This window comes from uncultured Porphyromonas sp. (genome assembly GCF_902489635.1).
GTDB lineage: Bacteria > Bacteroidota > Bacteroidia > Bacteroidales > Porphyromonadaceae > Porphyromonas.
In genome coordinates this window covers 75421-91913 of sequence record NZ_CABUAN010000004.1, presented here as the reverse complement: position 1 = coordinate 91913, position 16493 = coordinate 75421, and the positions used below count along the sequence as shown (strand labels likewise).

General features: G+C 53.5%; 12 protein-coding genes. All 12 read right to left on the bottom strand.

Going from position 1 to position 16493, the window contains the following annotated elements; genetic code table 11:
* Positions 1–208: 208 nt before the first annotated feature.
* Positions 209–2254, bottom strand: coding sequence for a nucleoside-diphosphate sugar epimerase/dehydratase (locus tag RDM37_RS01695; protein WP_308554569.1), 2046 nt, complete (start codon positions 2252–2254; stop codon positions 209–211).
* Between the two features lie 68 nt (positions 2255–2322).
* Positions 2323–3093, bottom strand: a complete 771-nt coding sequence (locus RDM37_RS01690; protein ID WP_308554568.1) for a CpsB/CapC family capsule biosynthesis tyrosine phosphatase — start codon at positions 3091–3093, stop codon at positions 2323–2325.
* Between the two features lie 35 nt (positions 3094–3128).
* Positions 3129–5615 (bottom strand): polysaccharide biosynthesis tyrosine autokinase, encoded by a 2487-nt coding sequence (locus tag RDM37_RS01685; protein WP_308554567.1) that lies wholly within the window; start codon positions 5613–5615, stop codon positions 3129–3131.
* A gap of 41 nt (positions 5616–5656) precedes the next feature.
* Positions 5657–6478, bottom strand: a complete 822-nt coding sequence (locus tag RDM37_RS01680; RefSeq protein WP_308554566.1) for a polysaccharide biosynthesis/export family protein — start codon at positions 6476–6478, stop codon at positions 5657–5659.
* Between the two features lie 186 nt (positions 6479–6664).
* Positions 6665–7774, bottom strand: coding sequence for a polysaccharide pyruvyl transferase family protein (locus RDM37_RS01675; RefSeq protein WP_308554565.1), 1110 nt, complete (start codon positions 7772–7774; stop codon positions 6665–6667).
* A 14-nt stretch (positions 7775–7788) separates the two neighbouring features.
* Positions 7789–9369 (bottom strand): lipopolysaccharide biosynthesis protein, encoded by a 1581-nt coding sequence (locus tag RDM37_RS01670; RefSeq protein ID WP_308554564.1) that lies wholly within the window; start codon positions 9367–9369, stop codon positions 7789–7791.
* 905 nt (positions 9370–10274) lie between these two features.
* Positions 10275–11186 carry a DMT family transporter gene (locus RDM37_RS01665; RefSeq protein WP_308554563.1) on the bottom strand — a complete coding sequence of 304 codons (912 nt, stop codon included), beginning with the start codon at positions 11184–11186 and terminating at the stop codon, positions 10275–10277.
* Between the two features lie 19 nt (positions 11187–11205).
* Positions 11206–12594: a Fe-S cluster assembly protein SufD gene (gene sufD, locus RDM37_RS01660; RefSeq protein ID WP_308554562.1), complete on the bottom strand. Its 1389-nt coding sequence runs from the start codon at positions 12592–12594 to the stop codon at positions 11206–11208.
* Positions 12591–13367: a Fe-S cluster assembly ATPase SufC gene (gene sufC / locus RDM37_RS01655; protein WP_308554561.1), complete on the bottom strand. Its 777-nt coding sequence runs from the start codon at positions 13365–13367 to the stop codon at positions 12591–12593. Before sufC ends, sufD begins: the two co-directional genes overlap by 4 nt.
* A gap of 45 nt (positions 13368–13412) precedes the next feature.
* Positions 13413–14867 (bottom strand): Fe-S cluster assembly protein SufB, encoded by a 1455-nt coding sequence (sufB, locus tag RDM37_RS01650; RefSeq protein ID WP_308554572.1) that lies wholly within the window; start codon positions 14865–14867, stop codon positions 13413–13415.
* 46 nt (positions 14868–14913) lie between these two features.
* Positions 14914–15492 carry a CvpA family protein gene (locus tag RDM37_RS01645; protein ID WP_308554560.1) on the bottom strand — a complete coding sequence of 193 codons (579 nt, stop codon included), beginning with the start codon at positions 15490–15492 and terminating at the stop codon, positions 14914–14916.
* A gap of 12 nt (positions 15493–15504) precedes the next feature.
* Positions 15505–16491: a polyprenyl synthetase family protein gene (locus RDM37_RS01640; RefSeq protein ID WP_308554559.1), complete on the bottom strand. Its 987-nt coding sequence runs from the start codon at positions 16489–16491 to the stop codon at positions 15505–15507.
* Between the last annotated feature and the right edge of the window lie 2 nt (positions 16492–16493).

Sequence of the window (16493 nt, the reverse complement as noted above, 5' to 3'; positions counted from 1 at the left end):
CTTCATCCTTTCTGCAAAGTCTAGACAATCTTGCTTGCAAGATTGTGAGACTGTTTTGCAACAGTCTCCTCCTGTAAGCCTGCCGTTGAGCGAGGGGTAGGGGGGAATACAAAAATAGGAGGCAAGCGTCTAGGTGCTTACCTCCTACTAGATTGTCTCATGACGACAAATGGGCAGACTGTTGGGGCTGTTCGCGTGGCAGTCTGTACTATATTATCTCCTGTTGCGATGGCTCTGCGGCAACCTTGGCAAGCTCCTCCTCGAGATCGAAGGGGATATGCTCTCCACGCTCGAAGGAGGCAAAGAGCTCACTATTGAGGCTCTTATACTCTGGGATTGCCTGCTTGAGCAGGTAGACGACCCCCTCTACATCTCCTTGACGTGCCAACTGCCGGAAGAGCAGCACCATCAGGTGGATGCGCTCGAACGACTCCTCGCGGGTCTGTACGATGTGAATCTTATTGTGTGCCGTGGGGAGGTCTTTCTCCTTGTCATGGATGGTCTCTTCGTAGAGCTTCTCACCGGGTCGTAGCCCCGTGTAGACGATCTTGATGTCTTTATCCGGCTCGTAGCCTGCTAGGCGTATCATACGCTTAGCTAGATCGGCGATCTTGACTAGATCACCCATGTCAAAGACGAAGACCTCGCCTCCATGTGAGAGCATACTCGCCTCTAGGACTAGCTGGCTAGCCTCGGGGATGGTCATGAAGTAACGCTCGATGCGTGGATCGGTGACCGTGAGAGGACCGCCACGCTGTAGCTGACGCTTGAAGGTGGGGATGACGGAGCCCGCCGAGTTAAGCACGTTGCCGAAGCGGGTCGTCGCAAAGCGTGTCGGCATAGTCGCTTGGATCTCTCCTCGCTTGATTGCTAGGTCTAAGCTCTGGACGATCATCTCGCAGAATCGCTTCGTAGCTCCCATGACGCTACTCGGATTGACCGCTTTGTCTGTCGACAGCATGACCATCTGATCGACGCCATACTCGAGACATTTGCTTGCTATGTTGAAGGTGCCGACGATGTTGGTAGAGACTGCTTCACAGGGGTTCTCCTCCATGAGCGGTACGTGCTTGTAGGCAGCCGCATGAAAGACTTTGTCGGGGTGGAACTTGCGCATGACAAAGTCTAGTCTCTGAGGATTGCGTATGTCTCCCATGACATAGACGAAGTGTCCGTTGGGGTAGCATCTCTGTAGCTCTAGTCGCAGCTCGTGCATTGGGGTCTCTGCGATGTCAAAGAGCACGATGAGCTGAGGCTCTAGACGAGCTAGCTGACGAACTATCTCACTGCCGATAGAGCCTGTGGCTCCAGTCACGAGGATCGTCTTGTCGTGTAGTGCCTCCGAGATAGGCTTCATGTTGAGGAAGATGGCCTCACGACCTAGTATGTCTTCGATCTGTATCTCCTCGATGGGGGGACGGCTATCTACGTTGAGTATGCGTCGTGGTTCCTGATCGACGAGGAGGCGTATCTTGCGGTCTATGCAGATCGATGCAAAGGACGCATTCTCGTGCAGCACATCGTAGCCAGAGAAGAGGAGGACGGAGACGTGATGCTTATCTAGTAGTGCGGAGAAGCTGGCGGTGTCTGGCGTGTAGAAGATGGGCTTGTCTCCAATGGTCATCTTTTTAGCAGATTGCTCGGTTTCGACGAACCCTATGACATAGAGTCCCTTGCCCTGATAAGAGTTGGAGAGCTTGTCAGCAAGCTGTGAGGCTCTATTGTTGACCCCAAAGATGAGTGCTGGTGTGCGACTGAGTGCCGTGGAAGCTCCACTGACAAAGCTCCATATAAACTGCACGATGATCCTGAAACCGGTCAAGAAGAAGAGGGTGAAGAAGGTGTCTAAGATGAAGTACAACAGGCCAAAGAGGCACAATCTAGATAGTATGCCTAAGGTTACTCCCAGCACGACCGCTTTGCTCAGTGATAGCCATAGGTACTTAAAGCCATTAGAGAAGGTGCGGATGCGGATGATCCCCTTGTATATCGGAAAGATGAGCAGTACAATCAGCGAGACAACGCCCGAAAGCCCAAGAAATGAAAGGGTAGGGTGGGCAAGTCCAGTGTACTCTATGATAGTCTCACGGACATAAGTACCAGTGAACGTGAGAAGCGTGTAGCTGGCTATGAAAAAAGCAGACAACGAGCCGATGACGCTCAGGACTATATCGATGAGCGCGATGATGCGGTAGTTGACGTATCGACTACCTAAGCATTTGCGTAGGAACTCTTTTGTTTTTACCGTAACCATGCTTCGATTAGTTTTGCGGGGGGGCTGGCAGACGTTCATAAGCGGGCGGTTTATTCTCTCTAACTTTACTACATAGATGCTCTAGATGTGCATTGTTCGTGAGGCGGCATGAGCGTTTGGTTATTGCTCATAAGCGTGCGTATAGGCTCTTCGTAGCGAGCGTAAGTCTTGGCAGACGCAATCGTCTTACGAAAGCGTTCTATGCGATGGGTGTCTGTGCCTACAAAGCTATAGAGACCACGCTCGAGGAGCTGCTGTGCGCGCTTCTCGACACGCTCTCCATACATGCCTGTGAGGCTGAAGAGGTTGAGCTGGAAGGCACACCCTGCACCTTGTAGGCGACTATACTCCTTGTCATCCATATAGAGGTATCGCTCTGGATGAGCCAACATCGGGATGGCACCTGCCGAGATGACACTCTGGATGAGCCGGTACAGGTCTAGGGGTGCACCTACGAACGAGGTCTCCACGAGGAGGTACTTACTGTCGCCTAGTGTGAGTAGAGGCTTGGCGAGGTGCGTCTCGAAGCCTTCGTCTAGCATGTGCTCAGCTCCGAGCGTGAGTGGCATCTCTAGATCTGACAGCTCAGGGAGCAGTCGCTCTATCGCTTGCCGTAGGGTGTCGCTGTCGTTGTGCGGGTAGCGTCTATAGATGTGTGGTGTGGTGATGATGCGCTGGATGCCGACCGAGCGCATTGCTTCGATCAGCTGGCGGGTCTCATCTAGCGAGCGGCTGCCGTCATCGACCGCAGGGACGAGGTGACAATGTATATCTGTCATCCCCTCGAGCCAGCCGGCAGCGATGATGTCTACCTTCTTATGCTTTGCAAACCACCACATAGTGTCTAGAGATCTACCGTAGCAATGAGTTAGTTTTACTCCTCTTCATTGCCATAGCTTTCATAGCCGTGGCTCCCATAGCTTCCGTAGCCATAGCCATAGGATGAGGCTCCTACACCAGCATCGTTAAGCACGATACAGAGTCCCTTGAGTCGCTTCTCACGATAGAATTTCTCCAACTCAGGTAGGAGACGACGTGGTAAGTGATTCTCACGGACGACCATGATGGTGATATCCGTCAGATGACTGATGACACGGGTGTCAGCGAGATTGAGGACAGGTATCGTGTCTAGCACGATATAGTCAAAGGTCTCATCGGCGTACCGCAGTAGCTCCTCAAAGCGTGGCGACATGAGTAGTTCTGTAGGATTGGGCGGTACGGGACCACTAGGCACGAAGTGTAGCATCTCAGACTGGGCTGTGGAGCAGACGATCTCCTCTGGCGACATATTGCTGTCGGAGAGATAAGAGGTGAGCCCTAACTGTCCAGCACGATGCATGCCCATGGCCTTCGAGAGCGTATTCTTACGAATGTCACAGTCTATCAGCAGTACGCGACTGCCAGCTTGTGCTAAGCTCAAGGCGAGGTTGGACGAAGTAAAGGTCTTGCCCGAGCCAGGTATAGCAGAGGTGACTAGGATGCGCTTGACAGGCGCATCGTGGTCAGGAGCTAAGAAGGAGATGTTGGAGCGTATGACTGTGAAAGCCTCGGAGACGAGACTGCGCCTATGACGCCCGACGATGAACATGCGAGCGGCTTGGTCTACGACCTCGTCTTTCTCCTTACTACTTAGTCCTACAAGCTGGTCTTTGATCTGCTCTTCAACCTGCTTGATCTGCTTCTTAGATGCCTTGTAGTGAGGTATCTCGCCTAGCACGGGGATGGTGGTGTAACGCTCTATGTCTGCCTTGCCTCGTATCCTATTATTGGCGATGCCTCGTATATATAGTACGGCAGCTGGGATCAGCAGACCGAGCAGACCGGCGGCGAGCATGATGATCGGTACACGAGGACTGACAGGTGAGGCAGGACCTGTTGGTGTCTGGATGAGGCGAGCGTTAGACTCGGCAGCTTCGATAGAGAGTGCGTTCTGCTCCCGTACGTTGAGGAGGAAGAGGTATAGCTCCTCCTTGATCTTCTGCTGTCGGTAGATGCTCCCCACGATGCGCTCCTGCATAGGCACAGAGGTGATGCGCCCCTTATAGCTAGACTGTTCGGAGAGGATGCCTTGGCGCTCCACCTCGAGTGTCGATATGAGGTTGTCTATGGATGTGATGATTGAGAGTCTCTGAGCTGCGAGCTGGGTGTTAAGCTCCTGAACGAGCGGATTCTGGCTACTAGAGTTAGCTTGTAGTTGGTCACGCTTGAGTAGTAGCTCGTTGTACTTAGCGATAGCTGCCTCGATAGCCGGAGAGGCAATGCCGACATTGGCTGGGATGAGAGACTCCATCTGATTCTTGTCCTTGAGATGCTCTCGGACAAACTGAGCAATGGAGATACTATTGTTTAGCTCGACTATTCGCGTCTTTACTTCCGAGCTGCCCTTGATGTACTCTTGCGCTTCGGCTTGTATGTCGGCGATTTGCTGCGACTGCTTGAAGTCTTCGATCTCCGCATCAACCTGCCCCAGCTCGGAGCTAATGATAGCTAGGCGATCATCGACAAAGCGCTGCGTACTCTCGGCTATCTTGACCTTGTCCGAGCGCTCTAGCTCTGTGTAGACGAGGATGAGTGTGGAGAGAAAGTCCTCAGCCAGCTGTGGATTGCCCGACTGTATGGTGAGCTTGATGACGGAGGCGTCTTTCTGCTGGAGAGATACTTGGAGCGCCTTCATATAGCTGCGTACAACTGCATTGAAGTTGTCTTTTTGCACCTTCACTACCTCGTAGTTTGGGAAGTTACTGTAGTATGGAGTGTTCTCTACGACTATCTTGCCAATGGGCGTAGCGATGGTATCGCCTAGCATTGCGACGATAGGCTCTTGCACTTTGCCAGTCAGTGAACTTTTGATGTCGTAGAGGATCACTAGGTTGTCTGGATCATCTTTGTTCAGCTTGACACGGAGGCTGACCTTTTCGTCTGGATCCGCATCCACAAAGCGGATCGATATGGGTGACTGCTTGTAGAGGTCTCTCTCTCTCAGCCCAGCATCGTAATGGTACTGCACATCTAGTCCGAGACGACGTACAGTCTCGCTGACGACACGCTCGGTGCCTAAGATGATGATCTGGTTGGAGACATCATCGCTGTAGGAGTGCTTGTCTCCCGTAAACTGCGCTAGTCGCTCTATGGCAGAGTTGATCGAGGTTTCACTCTTGATCAAGAGACTCGCAGAGCGGCTATATTGATGGGGTGAGGACTTGATATAGAGAAATCCTAAAGCCAGGCAGACGAGGAACGATAGCAGTATGAAGAGCCAGTTAGCCTTGAGGATCACTAGAATATCTCGTAGGGAGAATGTACTGACCTCCTCAGAGGAGTGTATCGGCTCTTGCTGATTAGAAGTTGTGGGGTATTCCATTCTAATAAATCGTGCTGAGTAGAAGTTAGAGCCAGAGGTGCTTATCTCTTCTGGCTAGCTATAATCGTGAAGACAAAGGTGGTCAGAGAGGTCGCTGTGCTGACCACGCTGAGCCAGGTCCCTACGTTATTATTGGGATTGATATTAGCTGTCTGCGCTTTGGCATCGTTTGGCTCCACATATACGATGTCTCCCTGACGGAGGAAGTAGCATGGAGACTCAAATATCTTGTTGCTGCGTAAGTCATGAGCCACGATGTGCCGCTCTCCGTTGATCTCTCGTATGACTAGTACGTTGTCTCTGCGCCCCTGTATGGTTAGATCGCCCGCCATAGCGATAGCGTCTAGAATAGAGACCTGATCACTAACCATAGGGAAACGACCCGGACGAGCCACTTCGCCCAGTACAGAGATCTGAGCATTGAGTAGAGAGACCGTGACGGTGGCATCGTTGAGAAAGCCCTTGTCGCGGAGCTCTGTAGCGATCTTTGTGTTGAGCTCATTGCGGGTTAGCCCCTCCGCTTTGATTCGCCCTAGAGCTGGGAATGTGACGTACCCCTCATCGTCTACCATATAGCCCTGCTGGGTATTAGACGCTGAGATGCCGAAAGCGTTGTAGTATCCGACCATTGGGAGGTTAAAGGGATCCGAGAGCTCTCGATTCTTGGAGTTGACCGTGATGCCGAGCATATCGCCCTTAGCAATGCGTAGGATGGGTACGCTGTACTGGCTCTGAGAGGCTATGGAGGCATCTTGCAGGTAGACGACATCTTTGCGTGATGCGCATGAGGTCGTTATAAGGCAGAGTGCCGCTACTAGCAGAACTCCAAAGGTGTGTATATAGGTTCGGATTGAAAACTTCATTCTTAAGTAGATGCTTTGTGTGATTTGCTTAGGGGGAATTCCAAAAGAGGCAGGGCAAAGCTACTTGTCGCTCGTTTGAAAGCACTTCTCTTCAGAGGATCTCTGTAGATTGTTTATTTTAGTAACGACAAAGATACGTATAAAAAGTGGTTCGAGAGACTCTTCTCGTGATAAACAAGCACTTCTTTACTTTAAGGCGTTCTGTAGGAAGTCCGTAGAGTCTGCACGATGTTGTGTCATCGTCTGCGCTATAGCCTTCACATCGTAGAGCTGAGGTGAGCTGACTAGTTCGTACGCTCCCTCTTGCTGGCTCTCCAAGCCGAAGGTCTTGATAAGCGAGTCAAAGCGACTGCAGCCACCACGATTATTGACGATAGCGACAAAAGGTTTGCCAAAGATGAGCGAGAAGGCCACTCCATGGAAGGAGTCTGTCACCACGCACCGAGCGTTGAGGATCCCCTCGAGCCACGCCTCTACGGGAGGTAAGATGCACTCCTCCAGACTCCCGCCTCGTGCGGTCCAGTGTCGCCACGGTGAGAAGAGTCGGTAGGTAGTATGCTGCACCTCTGCTACCTGCTGGGCAAGCTCCTCCTTGTGTGGTGTGTCGGTAAGCATATAGGCGAAGAGCTCGCTCGAAGGCTCCACCCGCAATCCTAATAGGTCGATATACTCCTCCCTCGTGAGGAGCATCGTCGGGTCTAGTACCCACTGCGCTAAAGCACCAAACCGCTGCTCCAAGATCGGCACAGCAGAGTGCTCACGCACGGAGATCGCCACAAAGCGACTCAAGAGGTCGCTGTAAAGAGCCGTTCGCTCGGGAGCAATATCGATCGGATCCACGCCAAAAGAAGCTGCGTAGGCGATTCGTCGCACATCGTCTGTCTCGGGAATAAAGCGAAAGAAGTAGTCGTCGAGCATCGGGACGAATGCCTGTCGCCACACCTGATCACTCCCCACGATATAAGCATGGGCGGGCTGCTGGCGGTAGTACTCCCGTAGCTTTGTGTCACTGCGGAGTGGTGGCGAGAGCGTGATGTGCTGCTCTACAAAGCGTGCTGTGTGCTGCAGCACGATACGCTCCGCCCGCTTAGACTGGTCGTAGGGTATATGCTTTAGTGCTAGGAGTCGTGACTTAGCCCATCGCCTTAGCGGAGAGCGTCGGTCGAAGGGGATGTCTAGCGTCACAGGCTCATAGCCCATCTTACGCAAGGCTTGCTGCAATGCATACGCCTGCATGATGCCGCCATAGTTGGCCCCTAGGGGGTGCGTCAGTATATGGATCCGTTTTGTCGTCATTTTGCTTAGTCTAGTCAGTCGTTTGGGGCCTGTCGCCTTTTGGAGAGATGCAGATAGCCCTTGACGAGTTGTCTCTCTTCGGCTGTCAGTGAGAGTGTTAGGATCACTACGGCACATAGCCCTCCGAGTAAGATAGAGGCTACCAATAGTCCCCAAATAGAGCCGACGTAGGGGAGCCAACGCCGATAGAGGTAAGCTCCTAGTAGCATGACGATGGTCGGTGGTAAGATGGGTAGCACCACACGCTTGAGGTAGTAGCCGATGCCTAGCGCGTGATACTTATAGGAGAGTGCCAGTCGCACCGCCAGGCATGATATAGAGACTACTATATTAATGTATACCGAGTACTCTGGTGGAGCACCCAGCCAGAAGGCGAGCATAGAGAGCGGTAGGATCATGATGATCATTCCTCCGACCAGTACTTGGTAGGTGCGCACACGTCCTGTCGCCTGAATACCTGTCATCAGCGCCCCCGAGAGGCTCTCTATGAGCAGTACGATGAGCGTCAGCTGGAGCAGTAGCGAGGCATACTCAGGCGGCTTGACCAACCATAAGCGCAGCAGTAGATCGAGGTCTAGTGCAAAGGGTATTACCACGCAAAGCATCAGCAGGTAGGAGATCTTAGCACTGGCGCAGATGAGCTTGTGGAGATAGCCATACTCCTCAGCAGCGTACGACTTGATGATCTGCGGATTAGCCGCCATCTGATAGTTATTTGCAAAGATCAGTAACGCACTACGCACTGAGTTGACAATGCCAAAAGCTGCATTCAGAAGTGGCCCGAAGAAGTAGTTGTAGACGATGTTGATGCCCTGCGTCTGAGCCACAGCAGCCAGATTGCCAAAGAGGTTCCACCCCGAGTAGGCAAGTATCTCGCGATAGGCCGACCGGTCTCGTACCCAGCGGAAGTGCACCTGACGAAAGAGTCGTCTCGTGCTCCCCACATAGCAGAGAGCCATCACGACGCTGACGGCAAGGAGCAGGATCGGGTAGAGGAGGAGTTGATCGCCAGCGTAGCTCTTGAGGAGCAGCACGGCACCAAGCCGCAGAGCGATGTCTACGATGCTGAGCAGAGCAAAGAGATTCATCCGTTCGTGTGAGACGATGAGGCTCTGGAACGGGGTAAGCATCATATTGACCACAAAGGTCCCCAAGGATATAAAATAGATCCACAGTGCCACCGTCATACGCTCGGGCGGTGCCACGAGGTTGTTGGGTACGTACCATAGACCGAAGGGGATGGCGATAGCGCATACGAGCAAGACCAGCAGGAGCTGCACAACGATCGAAACACTGTAGATGCGCCCTACGCCTGGGTAGTTGCCTCGGCCCAGTTCGTAGGAGTAGAAGCGCTGTGTCGCGGAGACCATCGCTCCATTGATGAAGCCAAAGGCGGTTACAAGGCTCCCGACCACTTGATAGATACCGAAGTCCTCCGCTCCGAGTGCAGCCAGGAGTACACGGGAGATATAGAGGGAGAGGAGGGTGACCACCGCCATGCGCACAAAGAGAAAGAGCGTATTGCGGGCGATACGCTGTGAGCGCGACGACGGCATGTGACCATCGGTAGTCTTGTCGTGTAGATCTTGTGCCATAGGATCTGCTGAGCAGTAGAGTGCGACTCATCAGTGACAGCCACACCGATACAAAGGTAGTGAAATCACACGATCAGCGACCGCCCCTCCACTTCGCCTTAGGGCTGACGCATTATAATCGCTCTTTTAGGAGCTACATATTAGCGATAAGCGAGGGAATGGATGAGTTCACTATATATAATAATGTGTCAGCCCTGCCCTCTAATCTCTAACCTCTAATCTCTATTTACATACCTTTACGGGAAAATTAGTCCGATCCCCTCCTTTCTCGAATATCCACGTGGGGAATCTCAAATCTCCACGTGGATATTTTTTATTTTCCACGTGGCCGTCATTCATTTCCTCCGAAGTTTCATTTGATTCCTCCGAGGAATTTTTTATTTCCTAAGGAAATAAAAATTCTCCACGTGGGAATTTCGAAATATCCACGTGGAGATCAGTTTTTCTCGGTACAGCATCGTATCGATATGTAGTCGGATCTAAATTATTGTAGCGAGCCGGTGTCGTTTTTTCCCAGCTAGGGCTGACGCATCATAATCGCTCCGTCAGGAGCTACACATTAGCGACAAACGAAGAGTAGAGAGGTCGATATGCTTATTCTATATAATGCGTCAGCCCCCGACTTCGCAGATCGTTACCTCTCTCGCTTTAATCTCTAATGTCTAGCCTCCAACCCATTCCTACGGAGGAGTTTCAGATTCCCCACGTGGGAAAAAGAAAATTCCTCGGACTTATCATTTGATTCCTCCGAAGTTTCATTTGGTTCTTCCGAAGTTTCATTTGGTTCTTCCGAAGAATTTTTCTTTTCCCACGTGTGGAATAAAAAATCGCCACGTAGGAATTTGGATTTCCTACGTGGCGGTTATATCGGATCGAGTGTTTTCTTGAGAGAGCCTCGAAGGGGGCTACTCGTTGCTGAGCTGCTCGCGGAGGAGCTGCTGGCGGCTTTTGCTGCGGGTTACCATAAAGACCCCGAGCAGGATGAGGATAGCGGAGGCTACTTTGGTGAGTGTGAGTTGATCTTGACCCATCATGACAGCCAGCAGCGAGGCGATGACGGGGATGCCGTAGTTGTAGATGCTGACGACGGTAGGGCGCAAGCCTCGCTGTGCGAAGAGCAGTAGGAGGTACGCGACGAAGGTGGCGCCCACGACGACGAAGGTTAGCTGTCCGTAGAAGGTCGCATCGAAGCTACTCCACTCGGTGTGCATCATGTCACGTATGCCCATCGGCGCAGAGCCGAGGAGGGAGATGACAAAGAGCCACTTCATCAAGGTAACCGGGTGGTACTTCTGTATGAGGGACTTGAATGAGGTGAGGTAGATGGCGTAAGAGATGGTTGCTATGGCGCAGATCAGGTCGCCTAGCGTAGAGCCTGCGGTAGAGGAGCCGTTGGTGGAGACGAGGAGCAGGGCACCTGAGGCTCCGATGAGTACGCCGATTCCCTTGAGCCGTGTGATGGGCTCCTTGAGCACGACAGCTGCGAGGAGCATGGTGACGATGGGTCCTAGGGTGGCAACGAGCGACTGATTGACGGGTGAGGTCATCGACATGCCGATGGCAAAGAGCCCTTGGTTGAAGAAGATACCAGTCAGGGAGGCTAAAGCCATTCTTCCCCAGTCCTTGCGGTCGATGCGCTCTCTAGGAACCCACAGCGAAGCGATCCAGAAGAGTGTCGTGGCACCTAGGAAGCGACAGAACATGTGCGTATATGGAGTGAGCCCCCCACCAAGGAGTGCCTTGGTGAAGGGCCCATTGATTCCAAAGATAATGGTGACGCAGAGCATCACGAGGTGTAGTCTCCAGCGAGATCTCATTACGATAGTATAGCGTGTTTTAGAAGATCAGCTTGCCACACTGACTGCAGTGTGTCGGCTCTTTGCCTAGGAGACGATTGCGTACGATGCTCTCGATGCGATCCTGTAGATCTTCTAGAGGCATGAGTGCGATGACGTCTCCAACGAAGGCTACGCTCAGCATGACCCGTGCTTCGTGCTCGGGGATGCCTCGCTGCATCATGTAGAAGAGTGCCTCCTCATCAAGGTGCCCTGTCGCCATACCGTGCGAGCATTGCACATCGTCAGCATAGATCTCTAGCTGTGGCTTGCTGTACATGCGCGCTTCTGGCGAGAGGAGCATGTTGCGGTTGCTCTGGTAAGCTTCGGTCTGCTGTGCCGACTGCGCCACGAAGATGCGCCCCGAGAAGGCTCCCGTGGATTGCTCCTCGAGGAGGTTCTTAAAGAGCTGCGTGCTATGACACTTTGGCTTGATATGCTCGACACGTGTGAAGGTGTCGACATGCTGTGTGCCATTGGTCACAGCGACCCCGCCCAGTGTCTGCTCAGCATGCTCGCCGAGGAAGCGTGTCCGGAAGCTATTGCGCGTTATACCATTATTGAGCGTATAGGCGGCGAGGGTTACTTGGCTCTCTGCTCCCTGGCGTAGGAAGTAGCCGCAGGTGCGGTGCGTCTGGTGGCTATTCTCCTCCATGTCGAAGAGCTTGAGCTGAGCGCCATCACCGACGAAGATCTCAGCCACTTGATTGACGAGGAAGCTGGTCCGATCTATCGTGTGGTCGCAAACAAGGATAGAAGCCTCAGCACGATCCCCGAGGATGATGAGCCAGCGACGAATGCAGAGGAGTGGCTCCTGAGCATGGAGTAGCTGGACGAGTTGCACGGGCTGCTCGAGCTGCATGCCATCGGGTACGTAGAGGACAAAGGCGTCCTGCACGAAGAGCGTATTGAGCGCAATGGTGCCGTCGGTGTCTACCTCAGCTATCTGCCCGTAGTAACGCTCCGCCAGGTCGGGGTACTCCTTGACAAACTCCTTGATGGAGCCGACGAAGACCCCCTCGGGGAGCTTGCGCTTCTGGTTGGCGTAGTGGGTGTAGAGGTAGTTGCTGTTGAGTGCACTTGCCTTGATGGTGAGCTCATTGACCGATAGGTCACAGCTATACTGCGGGAGTTGCTTATGCCCTGCGGGAGCTAGGTCTAGCTCCTGAAGATTGATCCCGTAGTCGGGAGCGTAGAGTGCCTCGACGTCCGTGCGCTGCCAGTCCTCCATGCCGAGTTGGGGTAGGGCGTACTCGCTCAGAGCCTCCTGAGCGGTGGCACGCTGCGCTTGTAGCACAGGCACGCTGTGCTGCTCTATGTATGCCTGCTGAGACTGGTAAAGGTCTAGATACTGCAGGTGTGCGGTGGGTGGTTGCTTACGTGGACTCATTGCTTCTCCTCTTTAGCTACCTCTTGCTTGATCCAGTCGTACCCCTCGTCCTCTAGTCTGAGGGCTAGCTCGGGTCCACCGGATGTGACGATCCGTCCCTTGTACAGGATATGGACAAACTGCGGCTTGATGTAGTCCAGCAGGCGCTGATAGTGGGTGATGACGACGCAAGCACTATCGGGGCGCTGGAGCGTGTTGACTCCGTGTGCGACGGCGCGCAGAGCGTCAATGTCTAGTCCGCTATCGGTCTCATCGAGTATCGAGAGACGTGGCTCGAGGACTGCCATCTGGAAGATCTCGTTGCGCTTCTTCTCGCCACCAGAGAAGCCCTCGTTGACCGAACGCTTGAGGAGACGGTCGTCGAGACCGACCACTTCGCGCTTCTCTTTTAGCATCTTGAGGAACTCGCCGGCGGGCATTGGCTTTTCGCCCTGAGTCTTACGACGCTCATTGAGAGCTGAGCGCATGAAGTTGACCATGCTCACGCCCGGTATCTCTACGGGGTACTGGAAGCTGAGGAAGAGTCCAGCGTGTGCTCGCTCGACCGCATCCATAGCCAGCAAGTCCTGACCGAGATAAGTGACTTCGCCAGAGGTTACGGTAAAGGTGGGATGCCCTACGAGAACAGACGAGAGGGTACTCTTGCCACTTCCGTTGGGTCCCATGATAGCGTGTGTCTCACCCTCACGGATAGTGAGGTTGATCCCTTTGAGTATTTCTTTGTCGCCTATGTTGGCGTGAAGATTCTTTATGTCGAGTATTACGTTGCTCATAGTAGTGTGTAATCTGTATCTATATAATGTGTAGCGAGGGCAGTGCTAGCCGACACTTCCCTCGAGGGTTACGGAGAGAAGCTTCTGCGCCTCAACGGCAAACTCCATCGGAAGCTTGCTCATCACCTCACGGGCATAGCCGTTGACGATCAGACCGACCGCCTCCTCGGTAGTGATGCCGCGCTGGTTGCAGTAGAAGAGCTGATCCTCATTGATCTTAGAGGTAGTCGCCTCATGCTCCACGACGGCAGAGTCATTGCGTATGTCTGCATAAGGATAGGTGTGCGCCCCGCAGTGGTCGCTCAGGAGCAGGCTGTCGCACTGCGAGTGGTTGCGCGCATTCTCTGCAGAGGCTGCGATGGAAACCAATCCACGGTAGCTGTTTTGGCTACTACCAGCGGAGATACCCTTGGAGACGATCGTGCTGCGGGTATTGCGTCCGAGATGAATCATCTTCGTGCCGGTGTCCGCCTGCTGATAGTTGTTGGTCACAGCGACTGAGTAAAACTCTCCCACCGAGTCGTCACCCCGTAGGATGCAACTTGGATACTTCCAGGTGATAGCTGATCCCGTCTCGACCTGTGTCCAAGATATCTTACTGCGGTCGCCACGGCACAGCCCACGCTTGGTGACGAAGTTGTAGATACCGCCTCGTCCGTCCTTGTCGCCTGGGTACCAGTTCTGGACGGTCGAGTACTTGACCTCAGCGTCGGTCTCAGCGATGATTTCGACGATGGCAGCGTGAAGCTGGTTCTCGTCACGCATCGGAGCCGTGCAACCCTCTAGGTAACTCACGTAAGCCCCTTCGTCTGCCACGATGAGCGTACGCTCGAACTGTCCCGTATTGGCCGCATTGATGCGGAAGTAGGTCGAGAGCTCCATAGGACAGCGCACGCCCTTGGGGATATAGACAAAAGAGCCATCGCTAAAGACCGCCGAGTTCAGGGCTGCAAAGTAGTTGTCGTGTGACGAAACCACCTTGCCAAGGTACTTACGGACAAGGTCTGGGTGCTCACGCACCGCTTCGTTGAAAGAGCAGAAGATGATACCCAGCTCCTTGAGCTTTGTGCGGAAGGTGGTCTTCACCGAGACGCTATCCATGACCGCATCGACCGCCATATTGCCCGAGAGCATAGCTCGCTCGTGAAGCGGTATGCCGAGCTTGTCAAAGGTCTTCTCGATCTCAGGATCTATCGTGCCATCTCCTTCGTTTTTGTGACGAGGAGCCGCATAGTATATAATGTCTTGATAGTCTATCTCAGGGATCGATAGATGCGCCCAGTCGGGACGCTCGAGAGTGAGCCAGTGATGATAAGCCTTGAGGCGGAACTCAAGGAGCCACTCGGGCTCTTCTTTCTTCTCCGAGATGAGACGTACCACATCTTCGTTGAGCCCCTTGGGGATGGTCTCCGTATGGACGTCGGTCACGAAGCCATACTTGTAGTCCCCCTGGGTGATGTCATCGAGGATGTCCTCACCCGTCGGAGTCACCGCACGCACCTCTGTGTCAGTAGGCGTGGGGATCGTTTGCTTAGGATTATATTCGCTATTCACTTGATTGTTGCTTTAATTGTTTATCCTGCCAAGAGGTCAGGTCGCCTAGCGCAGCCCATGAGATCAAGCCACGGACTGGGTCGTATAGTCTAGACTTGTCACGCTGATCTCGTCGAGGCTCAGCCGGCTCGCCCGCTTCTGTCGTGATATCGGGCAGCTGTGCCAGCACCCCTCGAGGCAGTATGAAGTCGGTTAGATTAAATATAAGGCTAAAGAATATGATGACGAAGGCTCCCGCGAAGAGCGCTCCCATAAGTTTATTGACAACAGAGAGCGACGAACGCTTAATCGCTCTCACCGTAGGACGAGCTAGGAAGGCGATGCCCCAGCATGAGAGGGAGAAGGTCGCTACATAAGCACCTACCACTGCTACCCCGTGAGGTAGTCCGAAGGTGCGAGAGATCCATAGTGCTACGGGTACGCCTATCCAGCGCACCATCACATAGCCGACAGCGATGCCCAGCACGCCAATCAGTGCCGACACGACACCCCGCTTGAAGCCCTTGAAGAGTGCCCACGCTGTGCAGCCCATGACCATATAGTCAATCCAATTGAGCGTATCTCCTCCCATACTCTTCGTCCGCTACTTCTGTCTTTCTCCTAGTAATGTGATAAAACGCTCTAGCGTCTCTCTGGTACTACTTGGCGCGAAGCTCCTGAGCAGGTCAATTGCCTCTTGGTGAATGTGCTGTATCTGCCTCTCTGTGTAGTCGATGCCACCACGTTCGCGGGCTATGCGGAGGAGGTAGTCTATAGAGTCTGCCTCGATAGGTTGTTGTAGATACGAGATAATCTCGTCCCGCTCCGTAGGGGCCGCATGATTGAGGACATAGAGTAGGGGGAGGGAAACCTTGCCCTCGACAAGGTCGTGACCCGTAGGCTTGCCCACATCTTGGAGCTTGTCATAATCAAAGAGATCATCCTGTAGCTGGAAGGCGCGCCCCATCAATTGCCCCAGCCGACCGCAGCGATCCACCTGCTCCTCGGTAGCACCTACGCTCAGAGCTCCCAGCTTGGCACTTGCCTCAAAGAGTGCTCCCGTCTTACGATCCACTACCGCATAGTAGTCCTCCTCACGATAGGTGTGTGCCTTCGAGAGGGATAGCTGCATCAGCTCTCCGATAGAGAGGTTGCGCCCAGCCTGGGCGACGACGCACAGCATCTCAGGGGTGTGCTCCCGCGAAACTATCTCTAGAAAGGCGGTTGAGAGTACATAGTCTCCCATCAAGACCGCCTGGTGATTGCTGTAGAGCGCATTGAGTGTAGGCTGCCCACGCCGTGTGTCCGACCAGTCGATGACATCATCGTGAATTAGCGAGGCGGTGTGTAGTAGCTCTATGACCAGTGCTGCCGAGAGCGTCTGTGCATTGGTCTGCCCAGCGCATAGCTGAGCGCATAGCCCCACGATGATCGGACGAATATGCTTGCCCGAGGAGTGCTGTAAGTGTTCCAAGGCGTGCGATAGTACTGGCGCATCACTCTGTAGTGACCGCTTGAAAGCCTGCTCGAACTCCTTGATAAAGTCCGCTATCGGCACCAATAGTTGCGCACGCTCCTCTTGACTCATCATCG

What these genes read in the sequence shown, in the direction of transcription:
- RDM37_RS01645 (WP_308554560.1), bottom strand. Translation starts at nt 15,492, where the DNA reads ATGGGAGGAGATACGCTCAATTGGATTGACTATATGGTCATGGGCTGC.
- RDM37_RS01665 (WP_308554563.1), bottom strand. Translation starts at nt 11,186, where the DNA reads ATGAGATCTCGCTGGAGACTACACCTCGTGATGCTCTGCGTCACCATT.
- RDM37_RS01695 (WP_308554569.1), bottom strand. Translation starts at nt 2,254, where the DNA reads ATGGTTACGGTAAAAACAAAAGAGTTCCTACGCAAATGCTTAGGTAGT.
- RDM37_RS01690 (WP_308554568.1), bottom strand. Translation starts at nt 3,093, where the DNA reads ATGTGGTGGTTTGCAAAGCATAAGAAGGTAGACATCATCGCTGCCGGC.
- RDM37_RS01675 (WP_308554565.1), bottom strand. Translation starts at nt 7,774, where the DNA reads ATGACGACAAAACGGATCCATATACTGACGCACCCCCTAGGGGCCAAC.
- RDM37_RS01685 (WP_308554567.1), bottom strand. Translation starts at nt 5,615, where the DNA reads ATGGAATACCCCACAACTTCTAATCAGCAAGAGCCGATACACTCCTCT.
- RDM37_RS01640 (WP_308554559.1), bottom strand. Translation starts at nt 16,491, where the DNA reads ATGATGAGTCAAGAGGAGCGTGCGCAACTATTGGTGCCGATAGCGGAC.
- sufC (WP_308554561.1), bottom strand. Translation starts at nt 13,367, where the DNA reads ATGAGCAACGTAATACTCGACATAAAGAATCTTCACGCCAACATAGGC.
- RDM37_RS01670 (WP_308554564.1), bottom strand. Translation starts at nt 9,369, where the DNA reads ATGGCACAAGATCTACACGACAAGACTACCGATGGTCACATGCCGTCG.
- RDM37_RS01680 (WP_308554566.1), bottom strand. Translation starts at nt 6,478, where the DNA reads ATGAAGTTTTCAATCCGAACCTATATACACACCTTTGGAGTTCTGCTA.
- sufD (WP_308554562.1), bottom strand. Translation starts at nt 12,594, where the DNA reads ATGAGTCCACGTAAGCAACCACCCACCGCACACCTGCAGTATCTAGAC.